This is a genomic window from Planococcus plakortidis (assembly GCF_001687605.2).
Lineage (GTDB): Bacteria > Bacillota > Bacilli > Bacillales_A > Planococcaceae > Planococcus > Planococcus plakortidis.
Genome location: NZ_CP016539.2, coordinates 1,796,927 through 1,812,354 on the forward strand (window position 1 = coordinate 1,796,927; position 15,428 = coordinate 1,812,354).

Genomic DNA, 15,428 nt, shown 5'->3' on the forward strand with positions numbered 1-15,428 from the left:
TCTGCATAAAAAACCCCGGACAGATGGATTTTCTGTCCGGGGTTCGTTCATTCAGCCGGATAGCTGATCTTTGTGCGCGCGATTTTCTTTTTTAACTCTCCGAATAATTGCTCTAGCTGCCGGGAAGCTGCATGGGCACTCCTGGAGTTCTTAACAAACGCTAGCCGCTCGCCTTCATTCAGTGGACAGGGCGCTGAGTCCCCGAACAAGCCATGAAGCGCTTGTTTCAATGCTTCATAAAGCTGCCAGCCTTCAGCAATGAGCTTCCGGCAATCACCAGTCCCCTCGCCAAAACAGGCGTTTATCGCCTGCGATAAGGCAGCCCAATCTTCATAAAATGGCGAAACCGCTTGATCAATTGATTTTCGTGACGGCATCATGTTTTACAAGCCCTTTTTTATCGCGCTTTTTCCCTTCCCGGCAACGGTCGAACAACGGGCAGACATGGCAGCCGGGATTTTGCGCCTTGCAATGGTAGCGGCCGAAGAAAATAATTTGGTGATGGGTTTTCGACCAATCCTCTGCAGGCGTTTTTTTCATGATCGTCTCTTCCACTTGCAGCGGCGAATCTTTCCAGCGGCACAAACCGAGCCGCTTCGAGACGCGCTCGACATGGGTATCGACTGCCAAAGCCGGCTTATTGAAGGCGACGGAAACGACGACATTGGCCGTCTTTCTGCCAACGCCTGGTAAAGTCATCAATACATCCCGGTCTTCCGGGACACGCCCGCCATGCTGCTCGATCAGTATCCGGCTGAGCGCTTGGATGTTTTTCGCTTTATTGCGGAACAAGCCGATGGAACGGATGTCCTGTTGCAATTCTTCCAACGGGACCGACAGATAATCTTCCGGTGTATGGTATTTCTCGAAAAGATCCGCTGTCACTTTGTTGACGAGCTTGTCGGTACATTGTGCGGACAACAAGACCGCAATGACCAAATCGAACGGATTGCGATGGATCAATTCACAATGGGCATCCGGAAACATATGGTCCATTTCCTCCAGGCAAGCGAGCCATTCTTTTTTTGTCATCATCCTATCACCTGCTAATTCCGTTCCTCCAGCCAATTATAGAATTGCACTTTTTTCGCTGTGCTTTCCTGCGGCTGGATGCGGATGTTTTTTTCCCGGAACGAATTTGCATGCCGTGATACTTGGCTTGACGTCCGGATATTCTTTTTCTTCCACTCGAACAGGATCCTGTCGACATAGCGCAAGCTGATCTTCTGCGCAATGACCGCTTCTTTCAAGGCCATGCGGATGACTTCCGGTGTATGGCCGTCCTGGTCCATCCACATGGAAATCGTCTCGATCTCCATCGGCGATAGAAAACGCCCGAATTCCTGTTCAAAGAGCTGAAAGATCTCGCCTTCCTGCTCTTTTTGCGTATGCTCTTTTTCGGTTTGCGCTTGAACTTCCAGGCAGTCCACGAGCTTGTCCCATAAAGGTTGAAGTGAAATCGTCTCTGTCAGCATGCCATCTACCGTCTCTTGGCGTATGGTCAAATAGCCTTGTTGCATTAATTTCTGCAGCATTGTCGTCACCCCGTTCGGGTTCGCGGACATGCGTGAAGCAATTTCATCGGGCGTCGGAAATGCATTTCCTGCCTGCTGAAAGGAATGGATCTGCAATAGCATCATCGCTTCCTCATCACTGATTTTCAAGCGCCGGTAAAACTGAAAAAAAAGCTGGGAAATGGTCACATTTCCCTGCTCTATCCATTGCTGCAATCGGTCAGTCTGTTTCATATCCCAACCACCTTTCTGTATGCAAATTTCTAGCTGTCTTAATCTTTTAGGATATTTCATCTCGTCGAGAAATTTAAGATATTGTATTTTCCGAAGCTTATCGCACGACTCCGCGGGCGGGAATCGAGCGAACACTTCTCCAAATACTTCGAGAGAACATTAATTTTTGATTGTAGAAACGATGATTCCCTTTTGATCTACTGCAAATTATAGACTTCTTTGACACTCTGATTTTTTATCCGCCGCGGCAGAAATCCCGTTGAAAGGATTTCTCGAGCAGTCGTTTAACTTTTTAAGGGTACAGGCGGTTCAACAAGCGCGGGAATGGAATCGATTCACGGACATGTTCCGCTCCGCTGATCCAAGCGACCGTGCGCTCGAGGCCAAGGCCGAATCCGGAATGCGGCACCGCTCCGTATTTGCTGAGGTCCAAATACCACTCATAAGCGGCTTCATCTAAATTATGCTCCTGGATACGCTGCTTCATCAAATCATAGTCATGGATCCGTTCAGACCCGCCGATGATTTCCCCGTAGCCTTCCGGTGCGATCATGTCAGCGCACAGCACGACATCGTCACGATCCGGATGCGGCTGCATATAGAACGGCTTGATCCCTATCGGGTAATGGGTGATGAAAATCGGCTGATCGTAGCTTTCAGCTAAGGCCGTTTCATGAGGAGCCCCGAAATCTTCGCCCCATTTGATGTCGTCGAAGCCATTGTCGTTCAGCCATTTAATCGCTTCATCGTATGTGACGCGCGGGAACGGAACTTGGATTTTCTCCAGCTTCGTCGTATCGCGGCCAAGGCGTTCGAGTTCAAGCTTGCAATTCTTCAAGACGGACTGCACGATATGCGCTACATACTGCTCTTGTACTTCCAAGCTCTCAGCATGCTCCACAAATGCCATTTCCGGTTCGATCATCCAGAATTCGATCAAGTGGCGGCGGGTTTTCGATTTTTCGGCGCGGAAAGTCGGGCCGAACGAGAATACTTTCCCGAGTGCCATCGCGGCCGCTTCCATATAAAGCTGGCCGGATTGTGACAGATACGCATCTTCATCGAAGTATTTCGTCGCAAACAATTCCGATGTGCCTTCCGGCGAAGATCCCGTCAAAATCGGCGGGTCCACTTTGACGAATCCATTGTCATTGAAGAATTCATAAGTCGCACGGATGATTTCGTTGCGGATTTTCATGATGGCATGCTGTTTTCTCGAACGCAGCCACAAGTGGCGATTGTCCATCAAGAACTCCGTGCCGTGTTCTTTCGGTGTAATCGGGAAATCTTTCGCTTCCTGGATGACTTCGATCTCTGTAATCGCGAGCTCGTAACCAAAAGCCGAACGCTCGTCTTCTTTCACTTCACCAGTCACATACAATGAAGTTTCTTGCGTCAACGCTTTTGCTTTGGCAAAGATTTCATCGCCCACTTCTGCTTTGACGACAACGCCTTGCACAAATCCGGAACCGTCGCGCAATTGAAGGAAAGCGATTTTGCCGCTTGAGCGTTTATTGGCGACCCAAGCGCCAAGTTTAATCGTTTGTCCGTTATATTTTGCCATTTCGGCGATAGTGATTTTTTTCATCTGTCAATTAGCCTCCAAAAGTATAATGCTTATTCTTTCCAATGTTTGTGCACAAATTGGCTGATGCGGTCGACTGCCTCTTCCAACAGCTCCAGTGATGTCGCATAGGACAAACGGATGGTCGAGTGGGCACCGAATCCGGACCCCGGGATTACCGCGACATTTGCCTCTTCGAGTAACGCTTTCGCAAAATCATCCACCGAAGAAAAGCCCGTTTTCGCCGCAGCTTCAGACACATCCGGCAGCAAATAAAATGCTCCCTGCGGACGCAATACGGTGAAACCTGGAATTTTTTCCAGTTTCGGGAAAATGGCTTCCAGCCGGCTTTCAAATGCCTGGCGCATTTCTTCCACGGCATCTTGCGGCCCGTTATAGGCTTCGATCGCCGCGTATTGCGAAGTGGTCGTCGGGTTAGAAGTCGAATGGCTCGCAAGGTCGGTCATTGCTTTGATCAATTCTTTATCGCCGGCCGCATAGCCGATCCGCCATCCGGTCATCGAATGCGATTTCGACACGCCATTGATGATCACCGTACGGTTTTTAGCATCTTCCGACAGTTCTGCCACGGAAACATGAACAGCATCGCCATAGACCAATTTTTCGTAGATTTCATCTGAAACGATGAGGATATCCGCCTCTCGGCAAACTTCAGCCAATTCTTCAAGCTCTTCTTTCGAGTACAGCATGCCTGTTGGGTTGCTTGGCGAATTGATGATGACGGCTTTTGTGCGGTCTGTGATTGCTTCGCGCAACTGTTGCGGTGTAATTTTATACGATTGGCCGGCTGTCGCTTCTATGTAGACCGGCACGCCTCCTGCCAGTTTCACCTGTTCAGGGTAGCTGACCCAATAAGGGATCGGGATGATGACTTCGTCGCCTTCATTCAAAAATACTTGGAATAACGTATAAAGTACATGTTTCGCCCCGACGCCGACCAGGATTTCATTTTTCTCGTAGCTTAATCCCTGGTCGCGCTGCAATTTATCCTGTATCGCTTGCTTTAACGCCGGCAAACCGCCCGCAGGGGTATATTTGGTCTTGCCTTCTTCCATGGAACGCTCGGCTGCATCAAGAATGTTTTGAGGCGTATTGTAATCAGGTTCTCCTGCCCCGAGCCCGATCACATCGACGCCTTGTGCTTTCAGTTCATTCGCTTTTGCCGTAATCGCCAAAGTCGTCGATGGCGTTAAGGTTTGTACACGGCTTGCTAATTTCAACAAATTGATCAACCCTTTCACAAATTCAATATGCGTTTCCACCAAGTACCGTCTTCCGCCAAAAGATAGACGTAATTCAAGCGCCCAGCTTCGTTCAAAAAGGCGATTTCCCATACGGCACCGGCCTCTTCCATGCCAAGCTTCGTATGGAGGATTTCCTCGACTTCCATATCTTCCTGAACGATTTCGCGCGCTTGCTGTGCGGTCACTTGGCCTTCCAGCATCAATGCTTCGATCTCTCCTTCTTCAGGAACGAAGGCAGCTTTTATCCGTCCTTCCCCGTCTGTTCCAAGCACCGTCACGGATTGGGCCGAGCTGGAATAGACATAGGCCCGTTCCACTTCATCGAGCAGCCCTTCCGCTTCCACTTTTTCAACGGCTGCTTGTTCCGCTTCCGAAAACGGTTTATTGCCGAGGAATAGAATGGCCAGTACGATCGCGACAGCCAAAAAAGACAAAAAAACGATGATGAATTTCGTCCATTCTTTCATATGATCACCTAGGTTTTATAAATTGTGAAAACCGCTTTTGACTGGTCGTCTTTATCAAGCGCCAAGCCAAACATCAAATCGCGGTCTTTCAATGTCCGGTTCAATGCATCGACCACTTTGTACAGGTCGGATTGATACTCGACTTGCACGGTATTTAATACTTCGATCTTGGATTCCATTGTTCGGCACTTCCTTTCGGTTGGGGAAATAATCCCCCTCTTTATCCTTGCCTATTATACCAATGTTCAATATCGGTTACCATCTTTTCCAAAGACACTTTGGCGACCGGCACCTCAGGCAGGGCATGCAGGAATTCCTCCCCGTATGATTTGGTTTCGATCCGGCGGTCCAGCACGATGAACAAGCCTTTGTCCTCTTTCGAGCGGATCAGGCGGCCGAATCCCTGGCGCAGGCGCAGCACCGCTTCAGGCAAGGCATAATGCATGAACGGATTGATGCCTTCCTTGGAGATGATCCGCGATTTCGCTTTGAACACCGGCTCTTCTGGAGAAGTGAAAGGCAGCCTTACGACGACGACCGCGCGCAGCGCATCGCCCGGCACATCGACGCCTTCCCAGAAACTATTCGTCCCGAACAATACCGATTTCTGGAATCGCTGGAACGATTTCAATAATTTCATGCGGCTGCCTGAAGACATGCCTTGCGCAAACAGCATATAATCATCGAGAAGTTGGGAGTCCTGTATCAAATCGACCGTTTTCCTGAGCATGTCCTGTGAAGTGAACAACACAAAACAACGCCCTTCGGTAACGAGCACCGTCTGGGTGACCGCATCCGCCACGGATTCGATGTATTCCTGCTGGGACACATGCTGGATATCCGGCATGTCCTCGACAATATACACTTTTGCGCCACTGTAGAATTGATCGGCAGGTTCGAACTTATCGATCGCCACATGATTCGGTATGCCGAGCTGATTGACGATAAAGCGTTCATTCGATGGGACGCTCATCGTGCCCGATAGCCAGATGACCGCTCGTTCGCCTCTCGCCTGGCCGATGAATTTATTGACAAGCGAGGCGACTTCATAGGGCCGTTTATAGAGTGATAGGCTCGTTGGCATGCTGCGCAAATCACCTTCGATCCAGGACACTTCATCTTCTTTCGGGAACAGGAAGATCTCACTGAACTCCACCGATTTCAGCATCAATTCCTCAGTCCAATACCGGAAATCCGCAAGCACCAGCCGTTCATCCATCGTCAGTTCCGTATAATGTTCCGCTTTTTGCAGGATGGTCTGCGCGATGTCGATCCAGCTATTCAAGAATCTCAGGAAATCCATGAAGCGGTCCCGTTCAAAATCCAACTCATCCAATAGGGACGCGCATTTCCGGGAGCGGCTGTTATGGAATTTATTCTGGAAGGCCTGTGCCAGATAAAGCGTCACTTCATCGAATAGACTGGTGTATTTCATATATAAGGATTCCATCTGCAGAAGATCGGGTACTCTGCCAAAGCCGTGAGAGTCGGCAACCCGGTAGAATTTCGAAAACAGCTGGTTCTCATCGAAACTTCCCAGCTGGCCGAACACATAGCGCCATTGTGTATAGACGAAAGTTTTTTCTTTATGGGCTACCGCCGCCTGCACGACTTGATGCGCTTCATCCCATATATAAGCGTCCACGTTTTTCAATATGGCCCGTTTTTGGTTATGGGGGTTCAATAAGAATGCATGGTTGGTCACGATGACATGGGCACGTTCAGCTTGTGTCAATGCGTGTTCATAGAAATCGACGGTCTTTTCCAGCTTGGTCAATTTCCTTAAATGCGAACGCCTCACTTTGTCGATGAGCAATTGCCCGCCGCTCGACACATTCAATTCGTTTAAGTCGCCGGTCCGTGTCGATGTCAGCCAGACCATGACTTGCATAATCGTGAACGTTTCATCGTAAGACTCATCATCCCCGTGGAGCAGCTCGAAAAAGCGGCCCAAATCGATATAATGCGACAGCCCTTTGACGAGCGCCACTTGGATTTTAGCTCCGAGAAATTCTTCCGCGAGCTTGACCTCTTTCGAGACGAGCTGATCCTGCAGATGGGTCGTATACGTACTGATGACCACTTGCTTGCCGGATTCTTTGGCATAGGCCGCTGCCGGCAACAGGTAGCCGAGCGTCTTGCCCATTCCTGTCGATGCTTCGATCACCAATTCGCTGCGCTCGCGGATCGCACGCTCCACCGCTTGCATCATCGCGACTTGGCTCGGCCGCTGTTCGTATTCCGGATTGACCTTCTCCAAGCCTTTTTTCCAAGCGGTTTGTTGCGGTGAATCATCCAGGGCTTGCGCCCGCTCGGCTTTCGGGACGATCGGGATGCCCCGGAAACGGCCGAACCGGTCAGCTTGCCCATTGCGTTTTTCCTGCGTGATCTCAAACAGCAGGCGCGACAGGTCCGATTTCAATTGGAAAGACCGCTTATGCAAAAGGACCAATGTATCATAAGGAAGTGCGGCCAGTTCCTGTTTTGCACGCAAAAACAATTCAGCAGTCGCCAAGGCATCGTCATCTGCGCGATGCGCATTTTTCAAATGGATGCCTTGTTCTGCCGCTATGTCCTGCAATTTATAGCTGAAGGCAGTCGGATAGACGAGGCGTGAAAGCTCCACTGTATCCATTGCCAGCCCCTGCCATTTCGGCATGCCGGCGCGGCTTAGTTCCGCTTGAAGAAACGGCAAATCGAAGTGGATGTTATGGGCAATGAAAATGGATCCTTCCAATTGCCTGTAAATCTCCTCTGCGTACGCTTCGAAAGGCTCCGCCCCTTCCACGTCACGCTCCGTGATATTGGTCAAATCCTGTATGAACGCCGGAATTTTTCGCTGCGGATTGATGAATTTCGTATATGTATCAACGATTTCTCCTTGTTCGATCGCCACCATCGCCAATTGGATGATCCGGTCACCTTTTGCAGGGGAATGGCCCGTTGTTTCGATATCGACAACGACATATTTTTGGGAATTCATGATAACCCCTCTTTCTCAGGTGATTCTCTCAGGAGAAATTGTAACATATTCCCCAGCAGTTCGCCGGCAGGAGCACGGCAAAAAAGAAACACTCCAAAAGGATGGCTTTCCTTATGGAGTGTTTCTAAGCCGAACTATTACATGACCGTCGCTTCCGGTTCGTAATGGATGATTTCTTTGATGGAATTGTCGGCATCCATGATGGCAACGGTCGGTTTGTGGCTGCGCGCATCTTTGTCCATAACATAGCCATAAGACAAGATGATGACGATGTCACCGCGCTGCACGAGCCGCGCTGCCGCACCGTTGACGCAGATAACGCCGCTTCCGCGTTCCCCGGCGATGATATAGGTCTCAAAGCGTGCACCGTTGTTGTTGTTGACGATATGGACTTTCTCGTTCGGCAGCATGCCGACTGCATCCAGTAGATCCAGGTCGATGGTGATGCTGCCGACATAATTCAAATCGGCTTCAGTTACCGTCGCGCGGTGGATTTTGGAATTGAGCATCATTCTAAGCATAGGTCAGTTCTCCTTTAAAGTGAAAATGATATTGTCGATGAGCCGGGCTTTTTGGAATTGGACAGCGAGCGCAAGTATCGCCTGGCCGTCCGGCGCTTCGTTCAAGTCGGGGTAAGACAGCAGCTCGATGTAATCGATCGTGCCGGATGTTTCCGATTGGATAAGGCGGGCCATCTCCGGGACCGGGTCTTTGCCTTCCCGGGCAGCCGCAGCCCCTTGCTGCAGGGCTTGATAAAGTTTCGGGGCTTCGGCGCGTTCCGTTTCACTCAAGTAGACATTGCGTGAGCTTTTGGCAAGCCCATCCTGTTCACGCACTGTATCGACACGGCAGATTCGAAGCGGAAAGTTGAAATCTTGCACAAGCGATTCGACGATCGCCAGCTGCTGTGCATCCTTCTGCCCGAAATAGGCAGAGTCGGGCTGGACGAGATGGAATAATTTCGTCACCACTTTCAGCACGCCATCGAAATGTCCCGGCCGGCTTTTGCCGCATAAGACATTGGCAAGCGTTCCTGCCCCCATCGTGATCGGGGATTCTCGCGGATACATCTCTTCTGCCGATGGCGCAAATATCATATCGACGCCCGCCTTCTCAGCGAGCTGGCTGTCCCGCTCAAAATCACGTGGATAGCGTTCAAAATCCTCATTCGGCCCGAATTGTGCCGGGTTGACGAAAATGCTCATGACCACGAGATCATTTTCCGCTTTAGCGGCTTCAACCAACGATAGATGCCCTTCGTGCAAGAACCCCATTGTCGGCACCAAGCCAATCGACCGTCCGCTTTCTTTTGTATGCCGGACCCAATTGTTTATATCCTTCACCGTTTTTGCAACTTGCATGTTTTCCTCTCCTTTTTAGGAGAAAACCATATAAAAATCCTTCTGTTAGAAGACAGAAGGACAGAAAATTTCAATTCGGTTTCCTCCGTCCCTGTCACGTAATGATCAAGGCAGATTCCTATTCATTTATTGCTTGCTGTTACGTGCCACGGTGCAGTTCACATCGGATACTGCCCGTTATTCTCACTATAGCAGAATTTTTGTCAAATGCCTATATCCCTTACTTCAGCTCGATATCTGCCGAATAGATGCCGTGGACCTTGCCGTCCGCCGTACGCAGCTGCAAGACCCCATCTTCTGTAATGCCTTCTGCAATGCCTTCCAAGGTTTCACGCGACATGCGCGCGCGGACGGCTTTGCCGATGGTCGCAGAATGTCCTTCCCATAATTCCTTTAACGGGGCAAAGCCCTCTTCGATATACATATCTGTGTATATTTCAAGGCAGTGCAGGATTTCCTGCACCAGCTTCCTGCGGTTGACCGGCTGGCCGGATTCAAGCCGCAACGATGTGGCAATGTCTTGGACCTCGGCATCGAAATCTTCCCGTTCCTGATTGACATTGACGCCGATGCCGATGATCAATGCCTGGATGCCGTCTGCGTCCGATTGCAGCTCCGTGAGGATCCCTGTCGCTTTTTTCGTGCCGAACAGGATATCGTTCGGCCATTTTATGGATGCATCCAAGCCGGTTACTGACTGTATGGCACGGACAATCGCCACCGCGGCGACCAAAGTGAATTGGGGCGATTTATGGGGCGGGAGTTCGGGACGTAAGATGATGCTCATCCAGATTCCTTGACCCTTGGCGGAATCCCATTTCCTCATCAAGCGCCCCCTGCCTTCTGTCTGGAGTTCCGAAATGACGGCCGTCCCGTCCGGAGCGCCTTCTTGCGCCAATTGATGCGCAACGATCTGAGTCGAAGCACATTGTTCCAGATATTCGATACGCTGACCGATTTTTTTCGTCTTGAGCCCGGCCTGGACTAGGAAAGCTTCGAGGCTGTCCGGGCTGTTGTTGATACGGTAGCCTTTTTTACGCACTGATTCGATTTCATACCCCATTGCTTCCAGTTCTTTCATATGCTTCCAAATCGCTGTCCTTGAAACGCCGAATTCTTCTGCCAATTGTTGGCCGGACACCGGTTCCGTCCCCGCTGCCAATAGCCGGGTCGCCAATTCATGTGTGACGTTGATATTCATCTATAAACCAGTCCTTTATCCGTTCTTTATTATTGGCCAAGCGGCGTTCGACCACCGCTTTTTCCATTTGCCGGGTCCACTCTTTCAGCCAAGGCCCTGCTTTTTTTCCTGTCCATTCCATTAAATCGCGCCCATTGGCCGCAAGCTCCGATTTCGACCGGACCGGCAAAGCCTGTTGCCGCCTTTTCACTTCTACCGTTTTATGGGAGACCGCCTGGACGAGGGCCAATTGCCGTTCCGTGAAGCTGTAAAACACCCAGTCATCCCAATGTGGCAGGCGGCTCGCTTCCAATGCGTGTTGAAGGTCTTTCCTATCCTGATTGGAAAAACGGTAGTCACGAATGGAGTTGAAAGTTTCGCCGTTTTGATACAGGAGATAAAACCAACCCGACAATGGGTCGTTGCCGGCCGGGTATTCAGACCAATCAATTTCAAATAAGCCGCCGGAAGGCAAATAACAGCTCAGGCGGGTCTCGGTCAAATATTTCATGCTGATATCCGGCGCTACGGAAACCATGATTTTATCCAATTCCGCCTTGATGCGTTCCATCGCAACGAACTGTAAATTCTCTGCATGCTCGCTGATGGCCTGTTTGGTCGATGGATCAATCCGGAAATTCAACTGCCCCGAAAATCGGATCGCCCGCAACATCCGCAAGGCATCTTCCGAGAAACGCTCTTCCGGAACACCGACTGCACGGATGATGCCGGAATCCAGATCTCCCCTGCCGCCAAACGGATCGATGATTGCCATTTCCTCAGTCATTGCCATCGCATTGATGGTGAAATCACGGCGTTTCAAGTCTTCAATCAATGAATTGACAAATTCCACCTTGTCCGGGCGCCGATTATCCGAATAACCGCTTTCAGTACGGAACGTGGTCACTTCTGTGCCTTGCCCTTCAATGACGACCATCACGGTGCCGTGTTCGATCCCCGTATCGATCGTCCGCTCGAATAGGGCTTTTACTTGTTCAGGAGAAGCGGATGTCGCTACGTCGATATCATGTGGCGTAGCTCCACGCAGATGATCACGGACCGCCCCCCGACCATATAAGCTTCATAACCCGCTTCTTTCAATCGCGCGATGATGCATTTGGCCTTTTTCATTGTCCCTCACCCTTGTTCAGCAACCGTTTGTAAAGCGCTTCGTATTCAGCCAGGATTTTCTCTGAACTGAAGCGTTTGCTTGCCGTTTCCAAAGCCTGTGCAGACATTTCTTCATGTAGTTTGCCATCGGTCAATACGCGGATCGCCGCTTCAGCAGCCGCGCCGACATCGCCGAGCCCGACCAAAAAGCCGTTTATACCGGGCTCGATGATTTCAGGGATGCCGCCGACCTGCGTTCCGATCGCCGGCACGCCGCATGCCATCGCTTCAAGCAAGACGAGGCCGAATGCTTCTTTTTCAGACATCAGCAGTTTGACATCGCTCATGCTGTACAGTTCCGATAGGTTGTCACGTTTTCCGAGAAACAGGACTTCCTGCTCGATCTGCAGGTCTTTCACTTGTTGATGGATGCGGCTCATCTCCGGGCCGTCGCCGACCAACAACAATTTGGCACCCACCTTTTCCTGCACTTTCGCGAAAGTGGCGACCACATCTTCCACACGCTTCACCTTGCGGAAATTCGATACGTGGATCAAAACTTTCTCATGCGCTTCGATGCCCAGCTCTTCTTTTAATTTCGCTGAATCGTGCTGATGGTATTCCCGTTCATCGACAAAATTATGGACGGTTTCAATCCGTTTATCCGGCGCAATCATGTCATAGGTCTGCTGTTTCAAGGAATCCGAAACCGCCGTCACGATATCGGATTTCTCGATGCCGTAACGGATTGCATCCTTCAATGAACTATCGGTGCCGAGAACGGTGATGTCCGTGCCGTGCAAGGTCGTGACGATGCCGATATCGGACCCTGCCATATCGCGTCCCAGTATCGCACAGACGGCATGGGGGATAGCATAATGCACATGCAGGAGGTCCAATTCTTCATTTTTGATCACTTCCGCGATTTTGGTCGCCAACGCAATATCATATGGTGCATATTGAAACACCGAATAGCTGTTGACATCCACTTGGTGGCTGAATATATTCGCATACAGGCGGTTTAGCCTAAACGGCGTACTCGAAGTGATGAAATGGATTTCATGGCCTTTTTCAGCCAGCATTTTCCCCAGTTCCGTCGCCACTACGCCAGACCCGCCGACTGTCGGGTAACATGTAATTCCGATCTTCATTTTTCGCAAAATCTCTCCTCCTATTTCCGGCGGTCACTCAGGAGCCGCCAATCGACCAAGCCATTTTCCAAGCCTTTCAGGAGGACCTCTGCTGTTCCCATATTGGTCGCGAGCGGGATTTGGTAAACATCACAGAGACGGATCAATGCCGTGACATCCGGTTCATGCGGCTGCGCCGTCAGCGGATCGCGGAAAAAGATGATCATATCCATCTCGTTCCGGGCAATCATCGCCCCGATCTGCTGGTCGCCTCCAAGCGGGCCCGATTGGAAACGATGGACAGATAAACCTGTCCCTTCGACCAACCGGGAACCGGTCGTACCGGTAGCATATAGGTGATGCTTTGCCAAAATGGGCTTATAGGCGATGGCGAATTCAATCAAGTCATCTTTTTTCCGGTCGTGTGCTATCAATGCGATATTCATCCTATCGTCTCCTCTAGCCGATGATGTGTTCCAGGCCATAAATTAATTCCTTGCGCTTCACGACTTCCTGAATGGACAAAGTGACGCCTGACATGAATGAGCCGCGATTGAATGAATCATGGCGCAGCGTCAATAGCTGCCCTTCCCCTCCGAGAAGCACTTGCTGGTGGGCAACCAACCCCGGAAGCCGCACACTGTGTATGCGCATGCCTTCATAATCTGCGCCGCGAGCGCCTTGCAAAGTTTCCTTTTCATCCGGATGCCCTTGCTGGTGGACTGTCCGCGCCTCGCTCATCATATGTGCCGTCTTCATCGCGGTACCTGAAGGCGCGTCAAGTTTTTGGTCATGGTGCATCTCGATGATTTCCACATCCGGCAAATACTTCGCCGCCTGTTCTGCAAACTTCATCATCAACACAGCTCCCACTGCGAAGTTCGGCGCGATAATGCAACCAAGCTCTCTGCTTTTTGAAAGTTGCGTCAATTCTTCAAGCTCTTCAGTCGAGAAGCCGGTAGTCCCGACTACGGGCCGGATGCCCAGTTGAAGCGCTTGTTTCGTATGGGCATAGACATGCTCAGGTGTCGTCAAGTCCACAAGCACGTCAGGTGCGTGCTGGCCGTGAAGCGTTTCCAGCTCGGTAAAGACCGGCACTTGAAAGCTTTCCGGAAACAGCCCGGTGTCTGCCAGTGTCGCTCCGATGTCTTTATAATCCAGTGCCGCCACCAGCTCCATATCGGCATTTTCCATTACAGTATGTACAGCTTCTTTGCCCATTTTCCCGCGGGCCCCGGCAATCGCCACTTTTATCATCATCATTATTCTTCCTTTCTTGTCCAGCGGTCTTTATCACGGGTACGGAATTTTTCCATGACCCCATCATGGGCTTTTTGTAAATCGATGTCCATGGAATTGGCCATGCAGATCAAGACGAACAGCACATCGCCCATTTCCTCTTCGATCAATCTTTCGGCCTCTGTCTCTTTTTTCTTTTTCGGCCCGTACACGTGATTGACTTCACGCGCGAGTTCCCCGAGTTCTTCCGTCATCCGCGCAAGCATCTCCATCGGCGCAAAATACCCTTCCTTGAACTGCCCGATATGGCGGTCCACTTCTTGCTGCAATTGCCTCATGCTTTTATCTGCGTTCACTACCATCACACTCCCATTCAATCGTAAAGAAAACAGGGGTTGTTGTCAAAAGCGGCATTATGGCAGATAATACAGAAGTTGACGACAAAATAGGGAGGCTGCTTTATTATGAAAGACCTGCAATTGAAAAATATCTTTTTCATCCTTCTCGGCTCAGCAATCTATAGTTTCGGCTTTGTCCATTTCAATATCCAGAATGAGCTCGGGGAAGGCGGCTTCGCAGGGATTACGCTAATCCTGTATTTCCTCTGGAATTGGGATCCGGCATTGATGAACCTGTTGTTGAATATCCCTTTATTCTTTATCGGCTGGAAACTGCTCGGGCGCAAAGTGTTTCTCTACACAATCATCGGCACGGTCGCTGTTTCTGCATTCTTGAAAATTTTCCTAATCTATGAAGTCCAAATCCCGTTGCGAGATGACTTGTTCCTTGCCGCATTGTTTGCGGGCGTCTTTGTCGGGATGGGCCTTGGCATCATCTTCCGTTACGGCGGGACGACCGGCGGGGTCGACATCATCGCACGGCTCGTCCAGAAATACTTCGGCTGGAGCATGGGCAAGACGATGTTTCTCTTCGATGCCCTGGTCATCCTGCTGTCCTGGCTGACCTTCCTTGACTACCGTTCCATGATGTATACGCTCGTCGCGGTCTTCGTCGGCGCACGCGTCATCGATTTTGTGCAGGAAGGGGCCTACTCCGGACGCGGCGCATTGATCATCTCCAACTCGCAGGAAGAAATTGCGAGCCGTATCGCCATCGAAATGGATCGCGGCATCACCATTCTCCGGGGCTATGGCCACTTCACCAAGGAAGAACGTGAAGTCCTATACTGTGTCGTCGCACGCAACGAACTCATCCGGCTGAAAAACATTGTCAATTCAGTCGACCCGCACGCATTTGTCTCGTTGATCGAGGTGCATGACGTAATGGGCGAGGGATTCACGCTCGATGAACAAAAACAGCCCCTTTAGCATGGCCAAAAAGAAACGGGCGGGAAAAGCATTCGCTTTTCCCGCCCGTTTCC

At 50.6% G+C, this 15,428-nt stretch carries 17 protein-coding genes; 1 reads left to right on the plus strand and 16 read right to left on the minus strand.

Features of this window, described 5'->3' with window-relative positions; all coding sequences use genetic code 11:
• Positions 1–47: 47 nt before the first annotated feature.
• From BBI15_RS09115 to BBI15_RS09190, 16 genes are all read right to left on the minus strand, one after another.
• A complete protein-coding gene (locus BBI15_RS09115) occupies positions 48–380 on the minus strand; it encodes a YpoC family protein (protein WP_068869272.1) in 333 nt (110 codons plus the stop codon).
• Positions 355–1,035, minus strand: coding sequence for an endonuclease III (nth, locus tag BBI15_RS09120; RefSeq protein WP_068869273.1), 681 nt, complete (start codon positions 1,033–1,035; stop codon positions 355–357). The genes BBI15_RS09115 and nth overlap by 26 nt, the downstream gene beginning before the upstream one ends.
• An 11-nt stretch (positions 1,036–1,046) precedes the next feature.
• Complete coding sequence (locus BBI15_RS09125) at positions 1,047–1,748, minus strand: DnaD domain-containing protein (protein WP_068869274.1); 702 nt, start codon at positions 1,746–1,748, stop codon at positions 1,047–1,049.
• Between the two features lie 292 nt (positions 1,749–2,040).
• Positions 2,041–3,336, minus strand: coding sequence for an asparagine--tRNA ligase (asnS, locus tag BBI15_RS09130; protein WP_068869275.1), 1,296 nt, complete (start codon positions 3,334–3,336; stop codon positions 2,041–2,043).
• 29 nt (positions 3,337–3,365) lie between these two features.
• Complete coding sequence (locus BBI15_RS09135; RefSeq protein WP_068872562.1) at positions 3,366–4,556, minus strand: pyridoxal phosphate-dependent aminotransferase; 1,191 nt, start codon at positions 4,554–4,556, stop codon at positions 3,366–3,368.
• A 14-nt stretch (positions 4,557–4,570) separates the two neighbouring features.
• Complete coding sequence (locus tag BBI15_RS09140) at positions 4,571–5,044, minus strand: hypothetical protein (RefSeq protein ID WP_068869276.1); 474 nt, start codon at positions 5,042–5,044, stop codon at positions 4,571–4,573.
• 8 nt (positions 5,045–5,052) lie between these two features.
• Positions 5,053–5,223, minus strand: coding sequence for a YpmA family protein (locus tag BBI15_RS09145; protein WP_068869277.1), 171 nt, complete (start codon positions 5,221–5,223; stop codon positions 5,053–5,055).
• Positions 5,224–5,264: 41 nt separating this feature from the next.
• The gene (dinG, locus tag BBI15_RS09150; RefSeq protein WP_068869278.1) at positions 5,265–8,027 is read right to left on the minus strand and encodes an ATP-dependent DNA helicase DinG; all 2,763 of its coding nucleotides are present in this window, start codon (positions 8,025–8,027) and stop codon (positions 5,265–5,267) included.
• A gap of 137 nt (positions 8,028–8,164) precedes the next feature.
• On the minus strand, positions 8,165–8,548 hold the full coding sequence (gene panD, locus BBI15_RS09155) for an aspartate 1-decarboxylase (RefSeq protein WP_068869279.1): 384 nt from the start codon (positions 8,546–8,548) through the stop codon (positions 8,165–8,167).
• A 3-nt stretch (positions 8,549–8,551) separates the two neighbouring features.
• Positions 8,552–9,388, minus strand: coding sequence for a pantoate--beta-alanine ligase (gene panC, locus BBI15_RS09160; protein WP_068869280.1), 837 nt, complete (start codon positions 9,386–9,388; stop codon positions 8,552–8,554).
• A gap of 220 nt (positions 9,389–9,608) precedes the next feature.
• Entirely contained in the window at positions 9,609–10,589 is a 981-nt protein-coding gene (locus tag BBI15_RS09165) for a biotin--[acetyl-CoA-carboxylase] ligase (RefSeq protein WP_068869281.1), read from the minus strand.
• Entirely contained in the window at positions 10,567–11,616 is a 1,050-nt protein-coding gene (locus BBI15_RS09170) for a CCA tRNA nucleotidyltransferase (RefSeq protein ID WP_335645711.1), read from the minus strand. Before BBI15_RS09170 ends, BBI15_RS09165 begins: the two co-directional genes overlap by 23 nt.
• A gap of 79 nt (positions 11,617–11,695) precedes the next feature.
• Positions 11,696–12,838 carry an N-acetyl-alpha-D-glucosaminyl L-malate synthase BshA gene (gene bshA, locus BBI15_RS09175; RefSeq protein WP_237150856.1) on the minus strand — a complete coding sequence of 381 codons (1,143 nt, stop codon included), beginning with the start codon at positions 12,836–12,838 and terminating at the stop codon, positions 11,696–11,698.
• An 11-nt stretch (positions 12,839–12,849) separates the two neighbouring features.
• Complete coding sequence (gene mgsA / locus BBI15_RS09180) at positions 12,850–13,254, minus strand: methylglyoxal synthase (RefSeq protein ID WP_068869283.1); 405 nt, start codon at positions 13,252–13,254, stop codon at positions 12,850–12,852.
• A gap of 13 nt (positions 13,255–13,267) precedes the next feature.
• The gene (dapB, locus tag BBI15_RS09185) at positions 13,268–14,068 is read right to left on the minus strand and encodes a 4-hydroxy-tetrahydrodipicolinate reductase (RefSeq protein WP_068869284.1); all 801 of its coding nucleotides are present in this window, start codon (positions 14,066–14,068) and stop codon (positions 13,268–13,270) included.
• Between the two features lie 2 nt (positions 14,069–14,070).
• The gene (locus tag BBI15_RS09190; RefSeq protein WP_068869285.1) at positions 14,071–14,409 is read right to left on the minus strand and encodes a nucleotide pyrophosphohydrolase; all 339 of its coding nucleotides are present in this window, start codon (positions 14,407–14,409) and stop codon (positions 14,071–14,073) included.
• Between the two features lie 102 nt (positions 14,410–14,511).
• On the opposite strand from BBI15_RS09190, the gene BBI15_RS09195 reads away from it, so the two are divergent.
• Positions 14,512–15,375, plus strand: coding sequence for a YitT family protein (locus BBI15_RS09195; RefSeq protein WP_068869286.1), 864 nt, complete (start codon positions 14,512–14,514; stop codon positions 15,373–15,375).
• Positions 15,376–15,428: the final 53 nt, after the last annotated feature.

What these genes read in the sequence shown, in the direction of transcription:
- panD (WP_068869279.1), bottom strand. Translation starts at nt 8,548, where the DNA reads ATGCTTAGAATGATGCTCAATTCCAAAATCCACCGCGCGACGGTAACT.
- BBI15_RS09140 (WP_068869276.1), bottom strand. Translation starts at nt 5,044, where the DNA reads ATGAAAGAATGGACGAAATTCATCATCGTTTTTTTGTCTTTTTTGGCT.
- BBI15_RS09125 (WP_068869274.1), bottom strand. Translation starts at nt 1,748, where the DNA reads ATGAAACAGACTGACCGATTGCAGCAATGGATAGAGCAGGGAAATGTG.
- BBI15_RS09115 (WP_068869272.1), bottom strand. Translation starts at nt 380, where the DNA reads ATGATGCCGTCACGAAAATCAATTGATCAAGCGGTTTCGCCATTTTAT.
- panC (WP_068869280.1), bottom strand. Translation starts at nt 9,388, where the DNA reads ATGCAAGTTGCAAAAACGGTGAAGGATATAAACAATTGGGTCCGGCAT.
- nth (WP_068869273.1), bottom strand. Translation starts at nt 1,035, where the DNA reads ATGATGACAAAAAAAGAATGGCTCGCTTGCCTGGAGGAAATGGACCAT.
- dinG (WP_068869278.1), bottom strand. Translation starts at nt 8,027, where the DNA reads ATGAATTCCCAAAAATATGTCGTTGTCGATATCGAAACAACGGGCCAT.
- asnS (WP_068869275.1), bottom strand. Translation starts at nt 3,336, where the DNA reads ATGAAAAAAATCACTATCGCCGAAATGGCAAAATATAACGGACAAACG.
- BBI15_RS09165 (WP_068869281.1), bottom strand. Translation starts at nt 10,589, where the DNA reads ATGAATATCAACGTCACACATGAATTGGCGACCCGGCTATTGGCAGCG.
- BBI15_RS09145 (WP_068869277.1), bottom strand. Translation starts at nt 5,223, where the DNA reads ATGGAATCCAAGATCGAAGTATTAAATACCGTGCAAGTCGAGTATCAA.
- mgsA (WP_068869283.1), bottom strand. Translation starts at nt 13,254, where the DNA reads ATGAATATCGCATTGATAGCACACGACCGGAAAAAAGATGACTTGATT.
- BBI15_RS09190 (WP_068869285.1), bottom strand. Translation starts at nt 14,409, where the DNA reads ATGGTAGTGAACGCAGATAAAAGCATGAGGCAATTGCAGCAAGAAGTG.
- dapB (WP_068869284.1), bottom strand. Translation starts at nt 14,068, where the DNA reads ATGATGATAAAAGTGGCGATTGCCGGGGCCCGCGGGAAAATGGGCAAA.
- BBI15_RS09195 (WP_068869286.1), top strand. Translation starts at nt 14,512, where the DNA reads ATGAAAGACCTGCAATTGAAAAATATCTTTTTCATCCTTCTCGGCTCA.